Origin of the sequence: Mucilaginibacter gossypiicola (assembly GCF_900110105.1) — a bacterium.
Classification (GTDB): Bacteria; Bacteroidota; Bacteroidia; order Sphingobacteriales; family Sphingobacteriaceae; genus Mucilaginibacter; species Mucilaginibacter gossypiicola.
In genome coordinates this window covers 802,086-823,105 of sequence record NZ_FOCL01000004.1, presented here as the reverse complement: position 1 = coordinate 823,105, position 21,020 = coordinate 802,086, and the positions used below count along the sequence as shown (strand labels likewise).

General features: G+C 40.9%; 14 protein-coding genes. 3 read left to right on the top strand and 11 right to left on the bottom strand.

The window, feature by feature from the left end:
* Nucleotides 1-21: 21 nt before the first annotated feature.
* The 6 genes from BMX50_RS17010 to BMX50_RS16985 all read right to left on the bottom strand — a co-directional run bounded on the left by BMX50_RS17010 (nucleotide 22) and on the right by BMX50_RS16985 (nucleotide 10,873).
* The gene (locus BMX50_RS17010; protein WP_091211718.1) at nucleotides 22-918 is read right to left on the bottom strand and encodes an SdiA-regulated domain-containing protein; all 897 of its coding nucleotides are present in this window, start codon (nucleotides 916-918) and stop codon (nucleotides 22-24) included.
* Entirely contained in the window at nucleotides 905-2,950 is a 2,046-nt protein-coding gene (ppk1, locus tag BMX50_RS17005; RefSeq protein ID WP_091211717.1) for a polyphosphate kinase 1, read from the bottom strand. Before ppk1 ends, BMX50_RS17010 begins: the two co-directional genes overlap by 14 nt.
* Before the next feature lie 36 nt (nucleotides 2,951-2,986).
* On the bottom strand, nucleotides 2,987-4,234 hold the full coding sequence (locus BMX50_RS17000) for a Pycsar system effector family protein (protein WP_091211716.1): 1,248 nt from the start codon (nucleotides 4,232-4,234) through the stop codon (nucleotides 2,987-2,989).
* 283 nt (nucleotides 4,235-4,517) lie between these two features.
* Nucleotides 4,518-7,079, bottom strand: a complete 2,562-nt coding sequence (locus tag BMX50_RS16995) for a DUF3857 domain-containing protein (protein WP_091211715.1) — start codon at nucleotides 7,077-7,079, stop codon at nucleotides 4,518-4,520.
* A gap of 224 nt (nucleotides 7,080-7,303) precedes the next feature.
* Nucleotides 7,304-7,663, bottom strand: coding sequence for an endonuclease domain-containing protein (locus BMX50_RS16990; RefSeq protein ID WP_091211714.1), 360 nt, complete (start codon nucleotides 7,661-7,663; stop codon nucleotides 7,304-7,306).
* Nucleotides 7,664-7,849: 186 nt separating this feature from the next.
* Complete coding sequence (locus BMX50_RS16985; protein WP_091211713.1) at nucleotides 7,850-10,873, bottom strand: glycosyltransferase family 117 protein; 3,024 nt, start codon at nucleotides 10,871-10,873, stop codon at nucleotides 7,850-7,852.
* Between the two features lie 244 nt (nucleotides 10,874-11,117).
* Here BMX50_RS16985 and BMX50_RS16980 point away from each other — a divergent pair, with 244 nt between their 5' ends.
* A complete protein-coding gene (locus BMX50_RS16980) occupies nucleotides 11,118-12,746 on the top strand; it encodes a gliding motility protein RemB (protein ID WP_091211712.1) in 1,629 nt (542 codons plus the stop codon).
* 212 nt (nucleotides 12,747-12,958) lie between these two features.
* Here the strand turns inward: BMX50_RS16980 and BMX50_RS16975 are convergent, their stop codons facing one another.
* A complete protein-coding gene (locus tag BMX50_RS16975; protein WP_091211711.1) occupies nucleotides 12,959-13,279 on the bottom strand; it encodes a hypothetical protein in 321 nt (106 codons plus the stop codon).
* A gap of 80 nt (nucleotides 13,280-13,359) precedes the next feature.
* Between BMX50_RS16975 and BMX50_RS16970 the strand changes: the two genes are divergently transcribed.
* Entirely contained in the window at nucleotides 13,360-14,442 is a 1,083-nt protein-coding gene (locus tag BMX50_RS16970) for a winged helix DNA-binding domain-containing protein (RefSeq protein ID WP_167667974.1), read from the top strand.
* A 45-nt stretch (nucleotides 14,443-14,487) separates the two neighbouring features.
* Nucleotides 14,488-15,258 carry an Fpg/Nei family DNA glycosylase gene (locus BMX50_RS16965; protein WP_091211709.1) on the top strand — a complete coding sequence of 257 codons (771 nt, stop codon included), beginning with the start codon at nucleotides 14,488-14,490 and terminating at the stop codon, nucleotides 15,256-15,258.
* A gap of 32 nt (nucleotides 15,259-15,290) precedes the next feature.
* Here the strand turns inward: BMX50_RS16965 and BMX50_RS16960 are convergent, their stop codons facing one another.
* The 4 genes from BMX50_RS16960 to BMX50_RS16945 all read right to left on the bottom strand — a co-directional run bounded on the left by BMX50_RS16960 (nucleotide 15,291) and on the right by BMX50_RS16945 (nucleotide 20,878).
* Nucleotides 15,291-15,518 (bottom strand): hypothetical protein, encoded by a 228-nt coding sequence (locus tag BMX50_RS16960; protein WP_091211708.1) that lies wholly within the window; start codon nucleotides 15,516-15,518, stop codon nucleotides 15,291-15,293.
* Nucleotides 15,515-15,898: a TraR/DksA family transcriptional regulator gene (locus tag BMX50_RS16955; protein ID WP_091211707.1), complete on the bottom strand. Its 384-nt coding sequence runs from the start codon at nucleotides 15,896-15,898 to the stop codon at nucleotides 15,515-15,517. The genes BMX50_RS16960 and BMX50_RS16955 overlap by 4 nt, the downstream gene beginning before the upstream one ends.
* Before the next feature lie 139 nt (nucleotides 15,899-16,037).
* On the bottom strand, nucleotides 16,038-17,939 hold the full coding sequence (locus BMX50_RS16950; RefSeq protein ID WP_167667972.1) for a tetratricopeptide repeat-containing sensor histidine kinase: 1,902 nt from the start codon (nucleotides 17,937-17,939) through the stop codon (nucleotides 16,038-16,040).
* Nucleotides 17,940-18,559: 620 nt separating this feature from the next.
* Nucleotides 18,560-20,878 carry a PAS domain S-box protein gene (locus BMX50_RS16945; RefSeq protein ID WP_091211705.1) on the bottom strand — a complete coding sequence of 773 codons (2,319 nt, stop codon included), beginning with the start codon at nucleotides 20,876-20,878 and terminating at the stop codon, nucleotides 18,560-18,562.
* Between the last annotated feature and the right edge of the window lie 142 nt (nucleotides 20,879-21,020).

Genomic DNA, 21,020 nt, shown 5'->3' with positions numbered 1-21,020 from the left:
ATTATCTGTGCTTCAATAGCACTATTTCTTAAAGCTGAATTTCAATATGTTACCGGCGCTCAACTGATCGCCCTCGTTAGAGATATACAGGTTGCGCTGGTTATCAAATGCCATACCTTCGGGTTGCCCAAATATAGTAACACTTAAAGGGTAAACATTTTTCACTTTCCAGTTAACATCAGCAACTACCAGCATTTTATTTACCGACGAAAGGATGTACCACTCGTTGGTAAATGTATTTTTTGCCATTGCTGAAGGGCGAAACGGCACGCGTTTTTTATCTGCCAGCCGCTCAATTTCCTTAACATCTATCGCAAAACTGCCCGTCTGTTTCAAGGTCCCGTCTGCCTGAAGTTTCAAAATATAGCCGCTGCTACTTTTGGATGTTTTTTCATCGGCACAATGCTTGCAAAGCACGTAAACCAAGCCGGTCTTTTCATCGGCACACATAGCTTCAAACTCCCCTTCAGGTAGCTGGCCTTTAGTTTTTTGTACCTTGGTTACTTCTTTGGTCCTAACCTGGCTAAAAGGGAACGTGAATAATGTACCATCGCTTTTAAGCATGATCACCTGTTCCCGGCATATGGCTACATCTTCATAGTCGCCACTTTTGCCAAATTTGGTATAGCTGGCTTTTTTATCGCCCAGTTTCAGGTTAAATAAAAATCCTTCTTCGTCTTGCTCTGCATAAACCGAATCATTTTTGCCATTGTGAAAAGCAAAGCCGGAGATTTCAGTAAGATCTTCGGGCATTTTGTATTTAGCAGGATTATTAAGGTCATATCCCGGCGGACTAACAGGAATTGCCTTCTGTTTATTTTTACATGAGATGATTAAAAAAACAACTGCCACAGCAAGCATACCGGCTGCATAAAGAGCCAGTACATGTTTAGCACCCTGTTTTTTAACCCCTGTCATATTTTTTTTGCTGTAAAAGTTCATAAATAGCCTGCTGCGATTGTACCAGCGGTTCAGTTTTATCAACCCTTATGTTTTGCAATTGTTCATTTAAATTTACAGCCTGCACGTTATCTGCCAATTGGATATCAAGCATTGCTATTACTTCGTTCCTGATACGTTCATCGTAAACAGGGAAACATACTTCAATACGGCGATAAATGTTACGGTTCATCCAATCGGCCGAGCCCATAAAAACCTCCTGGTTACCCCCATTGTGGAATATAAAAATACGCCCATGTTCCAGGTAGCGGTCAACAATACGCCTTATGGTTATATTTTCGCTCATGCCTGGCACTCCGGGTATCAAGCAGCAAATACTACGTACAATCATCCTGATCTTCACACCAGCTTGTGATGCTTCATAGAGTTTGCCAATCAGCACCCGCTCCTCCAGGTTATTGAGCTTTATGGTAATCCCTGCCGGGTTCCCTTTACGCGCCTGCTCAATTTCCCTGTCAATGAGCTCAATAAATTTCGATTGCAGGTTAAATTGCGCCACCAGCAGGTGTTTAAAGTCTATATCATAGCCTTCGGCCGATTTTGCTTTTTTACCAAGATAGATAAACAGCAGGTCCATTTCGCGCAGCAACTGCGGATTGGCCGTCATCATGATGTGGTCGGTATAAAAGGCAGCCGTGCTTTCATTAAAATTACCCGTTGCCAAAAGCCCTGCATATTTTACCCGGCCGTCAACCAAACGTTTTACTAAACCTACTTTAGCATGCACTTTTATAGCCTTATCACTGTAAATGATATTGGCACCGGCAGTTTTTAACCTCTTAGCCCATTTGATGTTGTTAGCTTCATCAAAACGGGCCTTTAGTTCAACAAGCACCCGTACTTTTTTACCACTTTGAGCAGCGCTGATGAGGGCATTAACGATACGCGAATCGCTGGCTACGCGGTAAAGCGTAACAGAGATCTCCTCAACATTTTCATCAATAGCGGCCTCATTAAAAAACCGGAGGATAGCGTTGTATGACTGGTAAGGGGCATGAAAAATACAATCGCCTTTATCTATATAATCAAATATAGATTCGTCTGCGCTGATCTGCCGGTTTACCAGCGGCGCCCATTTGGTGTATTTTAAAGATGGGATACTTACCGGCAAACCCATTAAATCTTTAAGGTTATGGTAAAAGCCGCCCTCCACAATGCTTGATCCCTGTACTCCCAGCTTATCTTCAATTAAATGCAATATGCGCAGCGGAATACCTGGCTGGTGCAAAAAACGTGTTGCCAAACCCTGATCGCGCTTTTGCAATTGTTTTTCAATCTGCTCCTGAACATCTCCATCGTAATCATCACTTAACTCAAGTTCGGCATCGCGGGTTATTTTGAAACTGTAACAGCCTTTTATTTCTTCCGTTTTGAAGATCTTGTTAAGGTTGTAGCGTATAATATCGTCAAGAAAAATGATGTATTGTTTACCATCTTCATTAACACTAAAAAATCGGGGTAACTGGTTCGACGGAATATTGAGGATCACTGACCGCTCTTTTTCCTTCTCCAAACCAAGGTTTACCAAAAAGTATAACCGGTTATTTTCGGGAAAGAATTGTTTCTTACCGCCTACGATATCAATAGGTTGCAAAAAGGCAAGTACCTGGCTGTAAAAATAATCGCTCACCCTGTCGGCTATAGAAGCCGGGATAGCCTCATTGAACAACAGGTTTACATTATTTTCTTTCAACAACGGAATAAGCCTGCCTGTAAAAACCATCCCAAAGCGGTTTTGTTGGGCTTCTACCAACTGCTGGGCTTTATATAACACATCCTCACTTTCATCGGTTTTATTATGCAGGTTAAGCTTATGCAAGGCCATTACTACCGGCATCCTAACGCGATAAAATTCGTCGAGATTGGATGAGAATATAGCAAGAAAATTTACCCTTTCCATTACAGGGAGTTCTTCGCTTTCGGCCTCCATCAATATGCGTTCATTGAAAAGCAACCAGCTCAGGTCCCTGTCGAAAAATGAGTATTCCATAGGTGTAGATTTTGTTTTTGGCAGTACCCCGACCGCCTACAATAATGAAGATATGATGAATGCTACCACCGATACGATAAGGCCGAACATGAATATATTGTACGATGCCCTGAGCAGCCTGTATTTTTTGCCCAGCACAACCCCCTGCGAATAGTTATCGCGGATTAAGCTGCCATACAGAAATTCGCGGTCTTCCATCATTTTTTCCATACCATCGCTGTAGTCCTGATATGACATGCGGTAGAAGTTACCGAAAAACAACAGGTTAACTGTTTTTTTATTGATATCCTCGGGCGTAAACAAGCCCGGTGGAATTGACGGACGGGTTGAAAGTATGGAGAAGATCATAGTAGCTAAACTAACAGACAGGAGCATGAAAGTTGGGATCAGCAAATTTGAATGCTCATCAAGCTTACGCAGTACTAAACTGATAATAGCCGAAAGGATAATGGAATTAACCGTGATCATGATATGGGCCTTATTATCGGCCATATCGCTCAAACGCTGGTGATTGCTGGAGCTGATCCTGAACATGGTTTCGATACCACGGTCGGGCCTGTCGTTCTTATGCTTTTTGCCACCATGGTCGTCATCATGATCTTTGTCTTTATCCTTCTCTTTTTCATAGGCAATGCCAGAGGCCCCATCTGTATCAGTTGTTAAAATTTCAGGTGTTTCCTTCACTTCAACATCAGCCTGCTTTTCTATCAATTTTTTCAGATTTTTATGTTTTTGATCATTAAGCAACAGCCGGCAGTAGTCGGTAAAGTATTCATGTCCCTGTAAAAACTCGATGTTATAGCTGCGCCATTCGTCCTTATCAATATCATGTTTTTTGATGGCTTCCATCTCTTTGCGCAACAACTTATTTTTATCGCGAAAGTCATCGGTACCTAAATGGAACAAATCTGCATCGCAAATGATCTGCTGCAATAAATCGGCAGGGCTTTGCGGCATTTTAGTTGCCAAAATACAGCCGGATACCTTATCAATAACGGGTTGGTCAACTTTATGCTGTTTAAGAAAATGGGTAGCCAGCGCAACGCTTTTTGCTTCGTGATCCTTTTTATCAGTAAAATATCCGGTATCGTGAAACCAGGATGCAGAGATCACCACAAAAAAATCTTCATCACTTAACTGATAATGGTTAGCTATTTGAGTGGCCGCTGCAACAACATCTTTCGTATGCCTCAGGTTATGATAAATTAAATCGGAATCATGATGTACGTCAAAATAGGATATAGCGTACTGTTTTACCTGTTCTAACAGCGGTTGAAATTTCATCGTAGTTTTTGTTGTTAAAAGTAAATCAAATTTATTTTAAAAATTCCTATTTGCAGCAATGCACCGGGGACAAACATCAATTTATCGGACATTGTTTATGCAAAAGACACGAAAATGGTTGCCTTGCATTTACAAAGTGCATACCATATAAGCATACCACTGATTTACAGTACTTTGAATTTAACCCACCCAAATCACATGGCGATATTTCGTTAAATACCGAAAATTTATGTCAATTAAAAGCTAAAACCCAATTATAAGGAGCCCCTAACCAGCCAATAATTTACGATGCCGGTTCTTCTGCAACTCCGGGGCCCTCGTAACTATAGTTATAGGACGGATGTGGCACAATAAAAGTTTCCTGCACACGCGACGATTTTTTGAAGTAAGGGATCCATATGGCTGCCGTAACTATTGATCGTAAAAGCGGGCTGAGCGCTGTTTCTGCAAGCTTACTACTGATGTTGGCAGCCAAAATATAATCCGTCAGAAAGAAAACGAAACCAAAAGCAAAATAACCGGTAATACAAACAGGCAGTATGTCGCGCTTATTTAATAGCAACACCAGGCAAAAAAGGGCGTAAACCATTAATGTAATATTACCAATTGCCTCTATAACAACCAGCGACCTAAAATTAAACTCATGCTGATTGCCCTGGTATACATTCCAGGTGTGGAGGCTAAAATAATCGCCTGTAACCATGTTTGAACCGGTTACCAAAGTAGTAGCAGCTAAGCCCAACGCAATTAAGATGAGCCATCCCCCTATCGGCACAAAGGTTGATCCGTAAGCAAACACAATGCCTGGCGTTTCCCTTTGATAAAGCCACACGCCCAATACAACAAGCCCAACCGTTAACAATAACACAACCAAAACTAATGTGCTATTTGTGGTTGACGTGCTAACCGCACCTTGCGGCGTATAAGAAAAACTGTAACCCAAACTGGTACCGTTAAGCTTTTTTATATCGGCTTTAAACTCATCGAGTTTGTTTACCGGTACATAGTCACTCAAAAACGATAATTTATAGTTAAGCGATAAGGTATCGCCGGCTGCAGTAAAATCCGATTCATAATGATAATAATCCCGCTTAATGGAATCATGATCTTCATTAATATTCCACCCGCCTGGTAAAACCACCTTAATGGCATAACTGGCATCGTAAGGGTAGGTAAGAGATACCGGTGTTTTGATACGACCGGTTATTGAGGGAAACTGGTTGTAAATAAAATTGGCAAACAAATCGGCAGTAAGTTTGCCGCTGGTGGAATCTTTTTTAAAGAAATCACCTATTTTATAGGACTCTATAGTAGTAAGCTTATTGGCTTTCAAATCATCCTTTACGGTAATTGAATCTTTAGCTTCTATTTTATTATAGATTTTTGCGTAATAGTCGAGGTAGCTCTTTTCTGTTTCGGCCATGCCCGATGATTCCAGTTTACCCCGCATATAATCGGCTTCATCGCCGGTGTAGGTAGTTTTTACGGTGAACAGCACCGGTGATTTCCCGTCCTTTACAGTGTAAATATCTTCTCCAATAACTTTGCCGCCTTTTGATGGCGGAATGGACGCGAGCGCGTTGCTACCTTCTTTCAATACTAATCCTTTACCGTAACGCGGGAAATAAATATCGGTGCCCTCACCACCCTGGTTATCCATAGTGGCATCAACCCAAACCTGCTTTCCGTTCACATTGGCAGTTACTACGGCATGGTTAAAGGCATAAGCTGTAGGTATATATTGCTCAACATGTTCGTTCATATCGGCATTTACCAAAACCATCGAGGCGTCAATCCCTCCCGCTTTCAGCATCGACACCAACAACAACGACTTATCCTTGCAATCGCCATAACGTTGTTTAAATACTTTTTCGGGATTATTGGCCCGGTGGGAGTATTCACCTATTTCAATGCCCATGTAACGCACTTCCTGCTGCACTGTACGTACCGCGTCTCTGAAATATTTCTCCTTGTTATTACCTGCATCTTTTTTCAGTTTCGTAATCCGCTCACCAAGCTCACCTTTGATATTTAGGGCTGGAGGATTAATACTTAAGGCCCAATTAACAACTTCGGCCCAGTTAGCAAACTCACTTACCTGGATAAAGCCGCGTTCATTATACCATGATGGCTGGCTGTCATCATCATGCGCGGGCGGTATCTGGAAACCTTCATACTCGTAGTGTTTTAAGCCATTTGCCTCGCTGATGACAGGTTTAGGCACCGTATTAAAAGTTTTAAAGTTCAGCTTCCGTTGAGATGATGCAATAATAGCCATATAGTGATGTGCTATTGGCGTATACCATTGCACATACATATTTGAACAAAATTTACCGTTCAATATAGGATTGCGGCCTGTGAGGGTATACGAATATTCAATCCGGTCGCCTTTGCGGATATCGTCAAGAATACATAAAGCAGAGAAACTTCCCTGGTAAATAAAATTCGATAAATCCTGCTCATCGGCCAATACCTTAAAGGCCGAAGCTTTTAAGCGGTTTAAAGGTTTACCATCGCGCCAAACAGTAATATCATGAAAGTCGAGCCGCTCATAAGCCGGATCAAAGCTAACGGAGATCTGCGAAGCATTTTGGATGCCGGTTTCAGAAACTATATCCCTGATAATATGATTATAATCGGCTTGTTTTTCAACCTGCACCTGCTCTTCAATAAGCTCGTAATAAAAGCCCCGCTCAATGGTACGTGACGAAGGTTTCTGATTATAAGGCTTTATCGCGCTAAGCCAATTCGGCTTTGCAGAAATATGCACCGACGGTGTATCGCCAAAAGCAGCCCCGCTGCACCAAAACAACATCACCAAACAAAGGGAAAACGTAAAACGCATTTTAAAAGCTTTTGTATACCGGCTTTGAAAATAAAGAAAACTGCAATAATTTAATGTAACTATTTTAATATTAAAAGGGGTATTTGTATCGATAATAAAGGATTAAAAGAAGATGGCCGCGCGAAGAATTTACTCACCCCGGCGTTGCTTCGCTCGCCACCCCTCTCTACGCTTTGCGTAAAGAGGGGATATAAAAGAGCACAGGTCTTCGTAGTTTTATGGGATTAATCCAGATTTAAAATAATTTTACCCAACACTTCATTCATGTTGTTTATTATTTCATCGTTTTCAAAGCGCAATATTTGTAATCCTAAATCTGATAACACTTTATCACGGTTTTTGTCATATTCTTTTTTATACAAATGAATTGGCCCATCTGCTTCGATAACCAACTTTGCTTCATAACAATAGAAATCGGGGATATAGTATAAACTTTTCCCAAAATATGATTGTACACAAAGAGGGTGTTGCCTAAGGAATTTTTTGCCGGCCAACTTTCTATTTCTTAATTCAAACCAAAGCATTTTTTCAGCAATGGTTTCCCGTTGCCTTAATTCCCGGCAAAACTCAATAATATTGATCATTTTGATAAGGTGATATAAACAATAAATATATCACTTAAATCCCAAATTGGAATTTTCCTATCCCCTCTTTACGTTTGCGTAGAGAGGGGTGACAAGCGCAGCGATGTCGGGGTGAGTCAACTCCCAAACCAACAAAGCCACCCCGAAACCGGGATGGCTTTGCGAATAAAATATTATTTAGGATTACTATTGTCCGCCGCCTAATACAGCACGGAATTTTGCTTCGTAACCTTTTAATTGATTTTCAAATTTGGTAGCAAGGGCGGTTTGGTGATTGTCTTTGGTAAACTGCACCAGGCCATTTAACACCTGCATACCTATCTGCACATCGCGGCCATTGATGCTGTTTACATCCTGACTAAGCAGGTAGGCATTATAATCCAACTGATCGGTAAGGTAATTGTCAATATTACCTGCCAGTTTATTGCCCAAAACCACGTCATGAAGCTGATATGCCAGTTGTGTTAAATACAACTTACGACCGGCAACATCAACATACGGATAGATATCGGGCAGCTCAGCATCATACCTCTGAACAACTTTTAGCGCTTTATCGTTTTTACCTTCCTGAACAAGGTTTTGAGCCAAATCAAGGAAAGTTGTTACCATTACCGGGTAAAACATGGAGGTTGATTCATGATCAAGATATTTGGCTGTTTTGAACTTGCCGAATTTAAACTTGTTCATCACATTATCATACATCACATCGGTATTGGTTTTGCTCAACTGATCATGTAAAGCTGTATCCGGTTTAAACGGTATCAGGTGATAGGTAAAACCTTCTTTGTACAGGTAAGGCTGTAAACCTATCAGGTTTTCATTACCAATAGTAGTAGTAAAGCAAATAGGGCGTTTCCAGTGGTTGTGTGCCAAAATATCAAACATGGCCAGGTTTTCTTTGGTTACATAGTTTGAAGTATACTTCCACTCCATGGCAGTTGCCAGCTTATCTTTCTGATCGGCTTTTACAACACCATTGGCAATTACCTCATCAGGATTAACGGTAACTTTCAGGTTTTTGGTTGGCAGGTAGTTGCCATAATCGCCGCTTTGATATTGCACCTGGGTAGCTTTGTCATCAGAAGTGATGAAATCAAATACCTCTTTAATATCCTGGTAACCGGACAGTTTCTGATCGTTAAAGTAAATAACGTCCCTCACTCCTTCCTTATATTTATCAAAAGGCATAGTGATAGGCAGCGGTTCAGAAGCGTTCATTTTTTTCTGCATCTGGCGGATGTACCAGTCACCGGTAAACAAGCTCAGGTTTACAATGCGCACATCCGGGCGGATACCTTCAACTTCCTGATCATACCACAATGAGTAAGTATCATTATCGCCATAAGTAAACAAAATAGCATTTGGCGGGCATGAAACAAGGTAGTTGTAAGCCATATCATGCGGCGTCATTTTAGTTGAGCGGTCGTGGTCTTTCCATTCTTTTGCGGCTAAAAGCACCGGGCAAACCAATAAACCAATCACGGTTGAACCGATAGCAGCCATTTTTGCGTCGATATATTTACGGCCAAATTCGGCAATGGCAATTACACCGAGTCCTATCCATATGGCGAAGGCATAAAATGAGCCCACGTATGAGTAGTCACGTTCACGCGGCTGTACAGATGCCTGGTTCACGTATAGCACAATAGCCAAACCGGTAAAGAAAAACAGCAAGCCTACAATCAGAGCGTCTTTACTGCGACGGTTAACATGGAAAAACAAACCTATTAGGCCAATTATTAATGGCAAGGCATATAACGGGGTATAGGTAGTAGCAGCAGTTACTGATTTTGGTAAATGTTTGCCGCCGTCAAACAAACCAGTTGTCCAGTTGCCGTCGATACCCTCTGTGCTGGTTTGTCCGTCGGCATCGTTGTAACGGCCAACAAAGTTCCAGAAAAAGTAGCGCCAGTACATCTGGTACATTTGCCAGCTAAACATCCATTTCAGGTTATCGCCCATGGTTGGCGCTTGCCCTTCAGGAATGCGCAACCATTGTTTGTAAAACTGCACATCATTAGCATCAGTGCTGTACATACGCGGCAATGCCGTTGTATGATCATAAACATAATCTGTTTTACGACCTGCATTTTCATATTGGGTTTTACCTTTACGGTAAATGATACTCCCCTGCTTTTGATCGGTAACCTGCGAATCATACATAGGACCGGTTAGCAAAGGTACTTCACCGTATTGAATACGATTTAAGTAACCGTAAAGCGTAAACGCGTTATCAGGGTGTGAGTTATTTAAATTAGTGTTAGCTGTTGCGCGGATAGGAATGTAAGCAAATGAGCCATATCCAAAATAGATAAATGCAACGCAAAGTAAGGCAAGGTTTAATACCGGCTTCTTTTTGCGGATACTGTAAAGGATACCCAGTACCAGGGCAACAACTATCAATAAGATGAAAAAGAAAGCTCCGCTGCCAAAGCCCATTCCTAATGAATTAACAAAGAAAAGATCAAAATAAGCGGCAAATTTGATGGTATATCCCCTGATGCCGTATTGTACCAACCCAAGGATCACTACGCCAGCTAAAAAAGTAAGGATGCTGTTACCAACGGTAATGTTTTTAGTACGGCGGAAATAGTAAACCATTGCAATAGCAGGGATTGTCAACAAGTTTAACAAGTGGATACCGATTGATAAACCTATAACATAAGCTATAAAAACAATCCATTTATCGGCACCCGGCTCATCGGCATGTTCATCCCATTTAAGGATTGCCCAAAATACGATGGCAGTACATAATGAAGATAAGGCAAATACGATAGTTTCAACAGCCGAAAACCAAAACGTATCCGTATAGGTGAAAGCAAGCGCGCCTACGAGGCCGGCACCCATAATCACGTATAGTTTATAACCGTCAATAGCTTCATCACGTTTTTCAACCATCAACTTTTTGGCAAAAGCGGTGATTGTCCAAAATAAAAACATAATGGTTGCACCACTGGCCAATGCCGAACCCATATTGGTAAAGAAAGGCACTTTAGTATTATCACCAAATGACAGCAGCGACAAAACCTTGCCAATCATGGCAAAAACCGGATAGCCGGGTTGGTGGGCTACCTGTAAACGATAGGCGCATGAAATAAATTCGCCGCAATCCCAAAAACTTACAGATGGCTCTAATGTTAAAATATAGGTTATTGAGGCTATAATGAAACAAAGCCAGCCTAAGAGGTTATTGATTTTTTTGTACTGCATTTAATAATATATCAATTGATTTAATAGCGCGGCAAATATCATGATTTTTATAACTTAATAAAAAAAAACACCCGGGCGTGACAAAATTTAACATTAATTAACTTTTTAAATATCGCAATTAAAGAAATTTTATTTAGCGACTAATTTACATATAACAGAAACAACATACCGTCTATTTATGTATATACCCTTATTTATGATATGAAATTTTTATCTTAGAATAATTAACACTTATTTTGTTGTAATGCAAAAACTCTACTCCCTAAGCTTTCGAAAAACATTTATAATAGCTGTAATTACCTTATTCGCAGCACAATTAACCAAGGCCCAATCTGTTTATTTACCCAATTCATATCAGTTGTATCAAAAATTCAATTCGGATATTTATTCTGTAAAAAGCTCGGTTCATACCTCATTACGGCCTTTTTTAATTGACAGCACCATTTTGCACACCTATGATTCGGTAATGAATGTTGGCGTTAAAGACCGTAAAACCTGGGGGGGGCGTAAATTGTTTAACGAACATCTTTTTGATGTAAAAGCCAAAGAATATACTTTTTATGCCGACTATATCACTGACGTACAAGCCGGCAGAGACTTTACCAACAGTAAATCAACCAACTTAAACGTGCGTGGCTACCAAATTGGCGGTACAGTTGGCGATAAATTTTCGTTTTATACCAGCGGTTTTGAAAACTCGGCTAAGTTTGTTTCGTACTATAATGACTATGTAAATGCTAATGGCTTTATCCCAGGCCAGGCATATGCCAGGAAATATAACGGGCAGGCACGTAACTCTCAGGATTGGTCGTACGTAACTGCAATACTCTCCTATTCTCTCACAAAAAAGCTCAATATTACTTTAGGCGAGGATAAAATGTTTATTGGCGATGGTTACCGTTCGGTATTGCTGTCTGATTTTGCTGCTAATATGCCGTTATTGAGGCTTACGGCTGATTTGGGACCGGTACGGTATATGGTAGCCTGGGCCTATATTGAAGACCTTGCCTCTACCGCGCAAAAATTTGATTATTTTGGAGGTAACCGCCGCAAATGGGCTTTGTTCCACTACATCGACTGGAATATAACCAAACGCGCATCATTTGGCATGTTTAATGCCCTGATTACTCCCGAGGCTGATAACCAGGGTAACAGATCAGGCTTTGATGCCAATTTTGTAAACCCTATTTTATTTGCAAGCTCGTTGGGGCCAGGCGGATACCAAAAAGACAACGTATTTTTAGGTTTTAATGCCAAATACAAAATCTTTGATAAAGCTGCGCTTTACGGACAGATCATGTTCGATAGATTTAAAGGCAGCGATTTCTTTTCGGGCAATAGCACCGATAACACCAATGGCTGGCAACTGGGTATCCGCGGTGCAGATATTTTCAAAGTTAAAAGGCTAAACTATTTATTTGAATATAATACAGTTAAGCCATACACTTACAGCAACCAGCAGCCAATAAGCAGTTATTCATTCTACGGCGATCCGCTGGCCCATCCTTACGGCGCAAATTTCAGAGAGTTGCTGGGCATCCTGAATTACTCGGTTGGCAGATTTGATTTTCAGGGACAGCTTAATTATGCCAAATATGGTTTAGATGCCAGCAAGACCGACAATAATGGTAAAATAATTACCAAACCATTTATCCCTTCAACAAATACGACTACTACCGTTGGTCAGGGTTTAAGCACTCAGTTATATTACGGCGAAGGTACGGTTGCCTATATCCTGAACCCTAAATATAATTTACGCCTTGAACTTGGTGCATTATACCGCCAGGAAAAAAATGATCAGAAAGATTCAAAAAACACCCTGATCACTTTCGGATTGAGGAGCTCATTCAGAAATTTATACCACGATTTTTAATCCTTGTTAAGCCTTACGAAGTTTTTAAAATTTCGTAAGGCTTGTTATCATCCTCTTTTCTTTCTTAAGCCTAATAAAAATCCTAATATTAAACCTATTGCTAACCCTACTTCGATATTATGCAGTAGCAATCCAATAATAATACCGAGGACCAATCCCCAAAAGAAAAAATCAAAATTCACCCTTCTTAACATCAGAACATGCGGCTTAACTTACCAGTACCTGCTAACCGTATATGAAAAATCCTCGTCTCCTTCATGGATTAAATTAAAATCATCACAGCCCGCTTTTTTTGATATCGCATCTCCAATTTTGGCAACATCGTCAAAGTTGATTTTTGTATGCGAATTACGCGGGATAAAATGATACTCTTCACCGTTTACACTTACTACAACATACCCCATTTTACGATAAACCGTATCCAGCTTACCATCAATTTCAGCATTATGAAATTTATTATATTTCGTGACCCGTGGAATAAATAAAACAAGTATAGTAGTTGTCACGCAACACAAAATAAACAGCTTTTTCATTTATGGAATAAAAGCACAAATTACAAAGAAACTTTTTATTTCTCCTGCTGACAAACTGTTGTCATAACCATATATTTATTTTGAATAGTATTAAAGCTTCTAAAAAAATGACCGAGCCTGATATTGCCAGCCTGCGGGTATATAACCAGCATCTTAATCACAGCAAATTTAAAAAACCTGAAGAAGTGATTGGATATATGTGCGCCATGCAGGCGCAGGAATACACCCATGCAAAATGGGCAATTGGTTTGCGGATGTTATCGCCTGCGGATAAAATGGTAGAAAAGGCTATGACAAACGGAACTATATTACGCACCCACGTACTAAGGCCAACCTGGCATTTTGTTTTACCACAGGATATCCGCTGGATGCTTAGCCTTACAGCACCCAGGATCAATGCCGGCAATGCCGCTATGTATAAAAAGCAGGAAGTTACTGATGCCATTTTCAATAAAAGCTTTAATGTATTTACAGAAGCTATGCGCGGCGGCAAACAACTAACCCGTACCGAAATTGTTACGGCCCTGAACAATGCAAACATAGCTACCGACGATCTGAGGCTTACCATATTATTGATGAAAGCCGAACTGGAACAGTTAATTTGCAGCGGAGCAAGACAGGGCAAACAGTTCACTTACGCATTACTTGACGAAAGAGCGCCAGCAACACCAACCATAGATCGCGAAGAGGCTGTTGCCACGCTGGTTTTACGTTATTTTACAAGTCACGGCCCTGCTACAGTTAATGATTTTGTACATTGGAGTGGTCTTACCGTTGCTGATGCCAAAACCGGGATTGAAATAAACAAAGATTCTTTAACAAATATCACCGTTAGCGGAGTTGTGTATTGGATGGGGGCCGATATCGATTTAGGCAAAGCAAAAAAATCCGGGGCTTACCTTTTGCCGGTTTATGATGAGTTAATTATTGCCTACAAAAACAGGGATGCAATGGTGCCCGCCGGGTTTCGTGATAAGATGGGTGCTATTACCTTTTTCCCTACTATTATGGTGAACAACCAGGTAGTTGGCAACTGGGGCCGAAACATAGGCAAAAAAAGTATTGATATCGAACTTAAACCGTTTGCCAAACTTAACAAAACACAAACCCAGTCCATTGAAACGGCACTGCAGCATTTTAAGAAATTTAACGATTTAGCTTAACAAACATTAAACACATCATTTAGTTACTCATAAAAACAATACATCATGCCCGAACTACCCGATCTGCAAGCTTTTAGCCACAACCTGCAAAAAATGCTCGCCGGCAAAACCATAAAAAAAGTAGAAGTCCCAAACGCAAAAAAACTAAACGTTACAACAGCCGAACTCGATGAGATTTTAAGCGGACAAAAGCTTGAAAAAGTTTATCGTGAAGGTAAAGAACTGCACATTAAGTTTAGCAAAGGAGATGTGCTTGGCCTACACCTGATGCTGCATGGCAAATTATTTTTGTTCGATACAAAAAACGAAAACAAATACAGCATTATTGAACTGCACTTTGAAGATGGCAGAGGGTTGGTACTTACCGATTTTCAGGGAATAGCCACTCCTACCCTTAATCCCGACAAAAAGGACGTGCCCGATGCACTTGATGTTGATGCTGAATATTTTAAAAAACGGCTCGCAAAAACAAAAACCAACATCAAAACAGTTTTACTTGATCAAAAGATCATAAGAGGTATTGGTAATGCTTACGCCGATGAGATCTTGTGGCATGCCCGTATTTCGCCTTTTTCTGTAAGCAATAAAATACCGGAGGCCAAATTGAAAGACCTGGTTAAAGCAATAAAAGGCGTACTGGAAGATGCAGAACAAAGCATCCTGAAATCAAACCCCGATATTATTAATGGCGAAGTAAGAGATTTCATGAACATCCACAATTCAAAGAAAAAGCAAAGCCCAACAGGTGCAGCAATTATTGTTAATGATGCCTCAAGAAAGACTTATTATACCGAAGAGCAGGAGCTATTTGAGTAAGGTATACAGGTTTTAAAAACCGGCTTGACTTTTTATATGTCAAGAACGATAAACCAGTGATTCTCGTCATCCAGCGCGTAAGCAAGGCCGTCGCTCATTTCATAAACGTCGCAGCCATGCTTTTGACTGAAATAGATTTTTTCATCGCGGATAACAGTACCATTATTTTCCACACGCAGAAAGAAAAGGAGTGCGCCGATGTTCGGCGCAACATCTTTAAGGTGCCTGGCCTCCCCTTCTTTCACAAATGCCGAACTCATGCCTGCTTAAGTTTCGCTTCCATGCTTTGTGTGGTATGCGGAACCGCAAACAGGCGTTCTTTTGGAATCAGTTTGCCTGTAGACCGGCAAATACCATAAGTTCTGTTTTCAATGCGTGTTAGCGCGGCTTCAAGTTGCTCGATAAACTTTTTCTGGCGGGCTGCCAATTGATTAGTTTGTTCCTTTTCAAAGGTGGCAGATCCATCTTCCAATGTCTTACCGGCTATTGCAGCGTCATCTCCGTTAGAGTTTGAGGCGCTCAGCGATCCAACAAGTTCCTGTAGTTCTTCGCGGGCTATGCCAATCTTTTCTTTGATCAATATTCTGAATTCATTTAGTTCGGTATCATTGTACCGGGTTTTAGTAGTTTCTTGTTGCATGATTGGCTTAACAAATATTTACATAAATGGTTGGCATAAATATAATATGAAACATAATACATTGAGAACCTGTGTTAAATTAAATCTCCGGATTTACGGATTCCCCACGCTGTTTTCTCAATTAAGACATCTAACAGCTTTAAATAGCAACCAATTCTTCATTTTTTACTGATGGTACAGTAAAGTAGAACGAGCTTCCAATGCCCGCAGTACTTTCAAACCATATCGTGCCATTGTTTCTTTCCACAAGCTCTTTGCATAGTAACAGGCCAAGCCCGCTCCCCTTTTCACTGGCCGTACCAAAGGTGGTATATGAAGTGTATTTGTTAAATATTTTTGATTGTGCCTCTTCAGGGATCCCCTTCCCGTTATCCTGTATTTTCAATATGGCGAAATCTCCGCTCTTTTCAACCGTCACGGTAACATGATCACCTGCTCTGGAAAACTTCACTGCGTTTTCCATTAAGTTCCGGATCACAATATCAATCATGGTTTCGTCGCTATATACTATCATTGGCCCGGTTATCTCTGCACTTGTTATCACCACCTTCTTTTCGGCGGCTCGTTGTTTCAGCAACATAACATTTTGGTCAATCAGTTTTCGCAAATCAAAACTGGCGGGGTTAGGCTGTATCCCGTCTAACTGGCTTTTTGCCCAATACAGCAGGTTTTCTACTAAACTGGAAGTCACTACCAGGGTTTCATCTATCTTTTCAATCCAATAATCGTTTTCCTCTTCCGACAGGCTTTTTTCTTTTATGATCTCCATCATATTGCTGATAGTATGGATCGGCCCTCTCAAATCGTGCCCGATAATCGAAAACAGGCGGTCCTTTACATGTACAAGCTCTTCCAGATGAAGATTTTGCTCTGATATGTTATCATTTTTCAAAGCCAGCTCTTCGCTGAGTTTCCTTTTTTGTATATAATTTCTGAGCAATACAAAAGCAATTAACAATAAAAGTATGGTGCCGGCAGTTAAAATATCCCGCTTCAGGCTCACTTTCTCCAGTTCCTTCTGCCCTATAATTTTGTCCTTATTTAACAGGTCAATTTGCTGCTCCTTTTTTTCCAGTTCATAAACAGATTGCATGTTTCGGATCGTTTTCAGTCTCTGCTCTGTTTTCATGCTGTCATTCAAAGCCACTTCAAGGTTCCGGTACAGCAGTGCCTGTTCATAATTACCCATTTTTTGATGGGTTAAATACAACACATTATAAGCAGTTTGAATAAGTTCGGCAATGCCCGATTTGGTGCTTTCTTCAAGGCCTTTTTGTGCATACAACATACTGGAATTGTATTTGCCGGTATAATAAGATGTGAGTGCCAACCCCGTATGGCAGTAAGCAACGTCTTCGTCGTCGCCTGCTTTTTGAGCAATATCAAGCGCCTTATTTAAATATCCCTCGGCAAGCCGGTATTCTTTCTTAGTAATATAATTTTCGGCAATGTTATACATTGCAGCGGCAGTATAAACAGGATTCCTTACCCTTTTCGCTATTGCTAATGCTTTTATGTTATAAGCGATGGCCGAATCCGGCAGTCTCTTTTTCTTAAATATTTCACCAATATTTACCAACGGGCTAAACGTTCCTTCATGCGCAGGGTCCTTTTGCTTCAGGGCTATCTTATAAGCCTGCTGATTATAATAAAGTGCTTTTGAATAGTCTTCCATTGAAGTATACAGACCGGCTATATTATTATATTCGTTTCCTGATAATCCCTCCATGCCCAGTTTTTCACTTATGCGCAGGCATTGCAGATGACTGTCAAGGGCTCCGGGCCAGTTGCCTTTGTATCCAAGGGCAACACCTTCTGCAAGGTATCCCAGTGCAACCCCTTTTTCATAATGAATCTTTTTTGCAAGCTCAAGTGATTTTTGCGCCATTAGCAGCGCACTATCGGCATTTTTGTTCCAATACAACCTGGAAATAGTGTAGTAGATTTTTACTTTATCTGTATCGTGCTTCGCTTTATCAAGTTTTTCAAGCTGCGTATTTATCCGATTAGGCTGCGCCTGGCATGAAAACGTGCCGGACATTATACTTATAAGGCAACCCAGGATGCCATATATAATTATATGTTTCGTATATAAACGAGATTTAAGAAGGATTACACAGCCCACCATTTTTGAAGTATTTCCTTGTTTTTTTCATGAGATCTTGTATCCGCAAAAGCTTTACACCTGCTCTGCTTTAAAACTGTCAACATCCCGAAGTAAGTAACTAATCATATGTACCAGGTTTAATAGCAACCGGCGGTAAAAAGTAAAAAAGATGCCATCTCATGTATAGCAAAAACTAAACTCATTAAATAATATCTCCAATAATACTTCAACTTTTTTACGATCAGGCAGATCAATTGGTTTAATTATTTTCAGAAAATCAACCGTTTGAAAAATATTTAATGCTTATAAACACAACTAAACTATCACTTCAATAATATTAGATTTAATTAATTAAATACACTTACAAGAGAACCGTATAGCATAAAAAACATTCTTTTCCCCCCTTATAAAATCAACTATGGATCCATATCTTTTCAATTCAGTAACGAGCCCCGAAAAGCGAATAACAGAACGATAAACAACTTGGGTAATAACCGAAAAACCGTTGTCAATATTCAAATTGGCAACGGTTTATTCCATTATGCTTTGCGGCTTTACAAATCGCGCTCAATTTGTAAAGCTTTTTCGGTTTCGATACGATGATTGATCTCGTGTACCATACTGTCCATCTCCCGGGCGCATTCGCGGAGTTTTGAAAAGATTTCCCGTTGTTCGTTCTCGTCTTCGGTCATATCCAGCAAGTTTACCAATCCAAGCATGGTTGCCACCGGGCGCCTGATCTCGTGCGAGCTCATCCAGGCTACTTCGCGCAGCAACCGGTTTTGCCTGTTGATCTCCTCTTCCTTTTCCTTTCGGTAGGTGATGTCCTGGCAAACAATAATGTAGCCCTGAAAGGCATTATCTTCATTATATGCCGGGGTTAGCTGGGCCGAAACCCAAACCGGTGTTCCTTTTTTGGTATAAATGACCGTATCTATGCCAAACGCCTCCCTGGCCTCCTGTCTCCGTATAATTGTTTCGAATCCCGGGTGATTTGGCCCGCCTAAAAAATCGGCAGGGGTTTTATTTCTTACTTCATCTAACAAGTAACCGGTTTGCTCCGCAAACGCATTGTTTACCCATTGCACCCTGCGCAAATCATCAGTAATAAGCACCATATTATCTACCTGCTTGATAATACCCGCCAGCCGCTTATTTTCCTGTGTACTGCGTTTAAGGGCATCGATATCCCTCACCGCACCAATCAGCCTTATAGGTTGCTTTTGGCTGTTGTACACAAAATATCCCTGATCCATCACATATTTGTACTCTCCTTTGCCACAATTAAGGCGGTATTCGCATTCCCAGTTTGTAAGGCCGGCACGGCTGATCCGCTCCTGGCTGCTTACTACTTCTTCTATATCATCCGGATGGATCAGTGAACGCCACCATTCCAGCTCATAACTGATCTCCTCGTGTGGAATTTGCACCAGATGGGTGAGACTGGTGTTGTAGATCAGTTTATTTTCAACAATATCAAGATCGTAAACAACATCCCTTGTTGCCTGGGCAACCAGCTCATAACGTTCAACTGCTTCTTTCAAACGTTCGTCCTTAAGCCTGTCTTCTGTAATATCTGAAAAATATACAGCAACGCCCTCATCTGTGGGGTAAGCCGCCATCCTTAACCAGCGCTGCAGGATAACCGAATAATCTTCATGCCTTACAATTACCCTTTCTTCAAGTGCTTTCTGGTAAACCGGATAAAACTTATTTTCACTTTTAGGAAATAGCTCAAAAATACTTGTACCTATAATGTGGCTGCTTTCGGTTTTAACCAGCTCCCTAAAAGTATCATTTACCCGCATAATGTTCATTTGGCTATCGAGCTCAAAAAAGCAATCGGTGATACTATTCAAAGTATGCTCAAAACTATACAGGTACCGGTTCCGCTCCAATTCCAGTTGCTTCAGTTCTGTGATATCCTGCAGGGAGCCGGTTATTTTTAACTCCTGTCCCGGGCTGCTTTCTACGCGTGCTAACTGACGGATGTAGCGGGTTGTACCGTCAAGGGCAGTAATTCGGTGCGTTACATCAAGCTGTTTACCATTGATGATCAATTCCTGCAATGCATTGATCATCATCGGCCGGTCTTCCGGAAAGATGTGTTGTACATAAATATCAAAAGCTTCTCGGCTGTCGTCCCGGTTAAGCCCCGCAATGCGATAAACTTCGTCCGACCATATTAACTTGTTATCTTTAGGGTAAAACTCCCATCCGGCTACCCGCGACAGTAGCTGGGTTTCACTAAGTTTATGCTTTTCTTCCAAAAGCTCCCGGTTCACTTTTTCAAGTACCTGCTCAAATTCTACCCGTTCGGTCATGTCACGCACCATGACCATTATATGGGGTTTATTATTAAACCTGATCTTGTGCGAGGTAATATTTACATTAATTATCTGCCCGTCCTTTTTTATATGCCGCCAGCTGCCGCTATCATTAATCTTATTTTCCAGCCGCTCCACCGAGGCAATAACACTTTCCCTGTCTTCTACCGGCCTGATGTCCAAAATTGTTAGCTGCCTGAACTCTTCGGCACTATAGCCATAAACAGCCATGGCAGCATCGTTTACCGAAACAAACCGGAGTGTTCCGGGTTCATAAATCCACATTGGGTTTGGATTGGACTGATACATGCTTCGGTACTGCTTTTCGCTTTGTTTCAGTTTCCGGTCTTCAGACCTTATCAAAAAATAAAGAGCAATTGCTGTAACCGTCACAAACAGGCATCCTTTTCCCAAACTCAGCCACAAATATTGATCGGGACTAAGTAGTGATTTAAAGTAAAATAACAGCCGGTCGCTGAACATGATCCATAGCAGGCCGATCAGCAAATATGCAAAGGCTATCCCGAACGCCCCTTTTTTCCTCATAGTAAAATCCAATCAATAGCTTAAACGTCTTTTTTAGCCTGTAAGTTACCTATTAAAGAAATTAAGCCAGGGAGTCAAATTAAACTATTAAGTAAATTTAAAACCTATCAATTATGTAACATTCATGTTACCACAAACACTT

Bases quoted from the DNA above. Each gene is read 5' to 3' on its own strand.
- BMX50_RS16960 (WP_091211708.1), bottom strand. From the start codon at position 15,518: ATGAGTTCGGCATTTGTGAAAGAAGGGGAGGCCAGGCACCTTAAAGAT.
- BMX50_RS17010 (WP_091211718.1), bottom strand. From the start codon at position 918: ATGACAGGGGTTAAAAAACAGGGTGCTAAACATGTACTGGCTCTTTAT.
- BMX50_RS17000 (WP_091211716.1), bottom strand. From the start codon at position 4,234: ATGAAATTTCAACCGCTGTTAGAACAGGTAAAACAGTACGCTATATCC.
- ppk1 (WP_091211717.1), bottom strand. From the start codon at position 2,950: ATGGAATACTCATTTTTCGACAGGGACCTGAGCTGGTTGCTTTTCAAT.
- BMX50_RS16995 (WP_091211715.1), bottom strand. From the start codon at position 7,079: ATGCGTTTTACGTTTTCCCTTTGTTTGGTGATGTTGTTTTGGTGCAGC.
- BMX50_RS16955 (WP_091211707.1), bottom strand. From the start codon at position 15,898: ATGCAACAAGAAACTACTAAAACCCGGTACAATGATACCGAACTAAAT.
- BMX50_RS16975 (WP_091211711.1), bottom strand. From the start codon at position 13,279: ATGAAAAAGCTGTTTATTTTGTGTTGCGTGACAACTACTATACTTGTT.
- BMX50_RS16945 (WP_091211705.1), bottom strand. From the start codon at position 20,878: ATGAGGAAAAAAGGGGCGTTCGGGATAGCCTTTGCATATTTGCTGATC.
- BMX50_RS16990 (WP_091211714.1), bottom strand. From the start codon at position 7,663: ATGATCAATATTATTGAGTTTTGCCGGGAATTAAGGCAACGGGAAACC.
- BMX50_RS16985 (WP_091211713.1), bottom strand. From the start codon at position 10,873: ATGCAGTACAAAAAAATCAATAACCTCTTAGGCTGGCTTTGTTTCATT.
- BMX50_RS16965 (WP_091211709.1), top strand. From the start codon at position 14,488: ATGCCCGAACTACCCGATCTGCAAGCTTTTAGCCACAACCTGCAAAAA.
- BMX50_RS16980 (WP_091211712.1), top strand. From the start codon at position 11,118: ATGCAAAAACTCTACTCCCTAAGCTTTCGAAAAACATTTATAATAGCT.
- BMX50_RS16950 (WP_167667972.1), bottom strand. From the start codon at position 17,939: ATGTCCGGCACGTTTTCATGCCAGGCGCAGCCTAATCGGATAAATACG.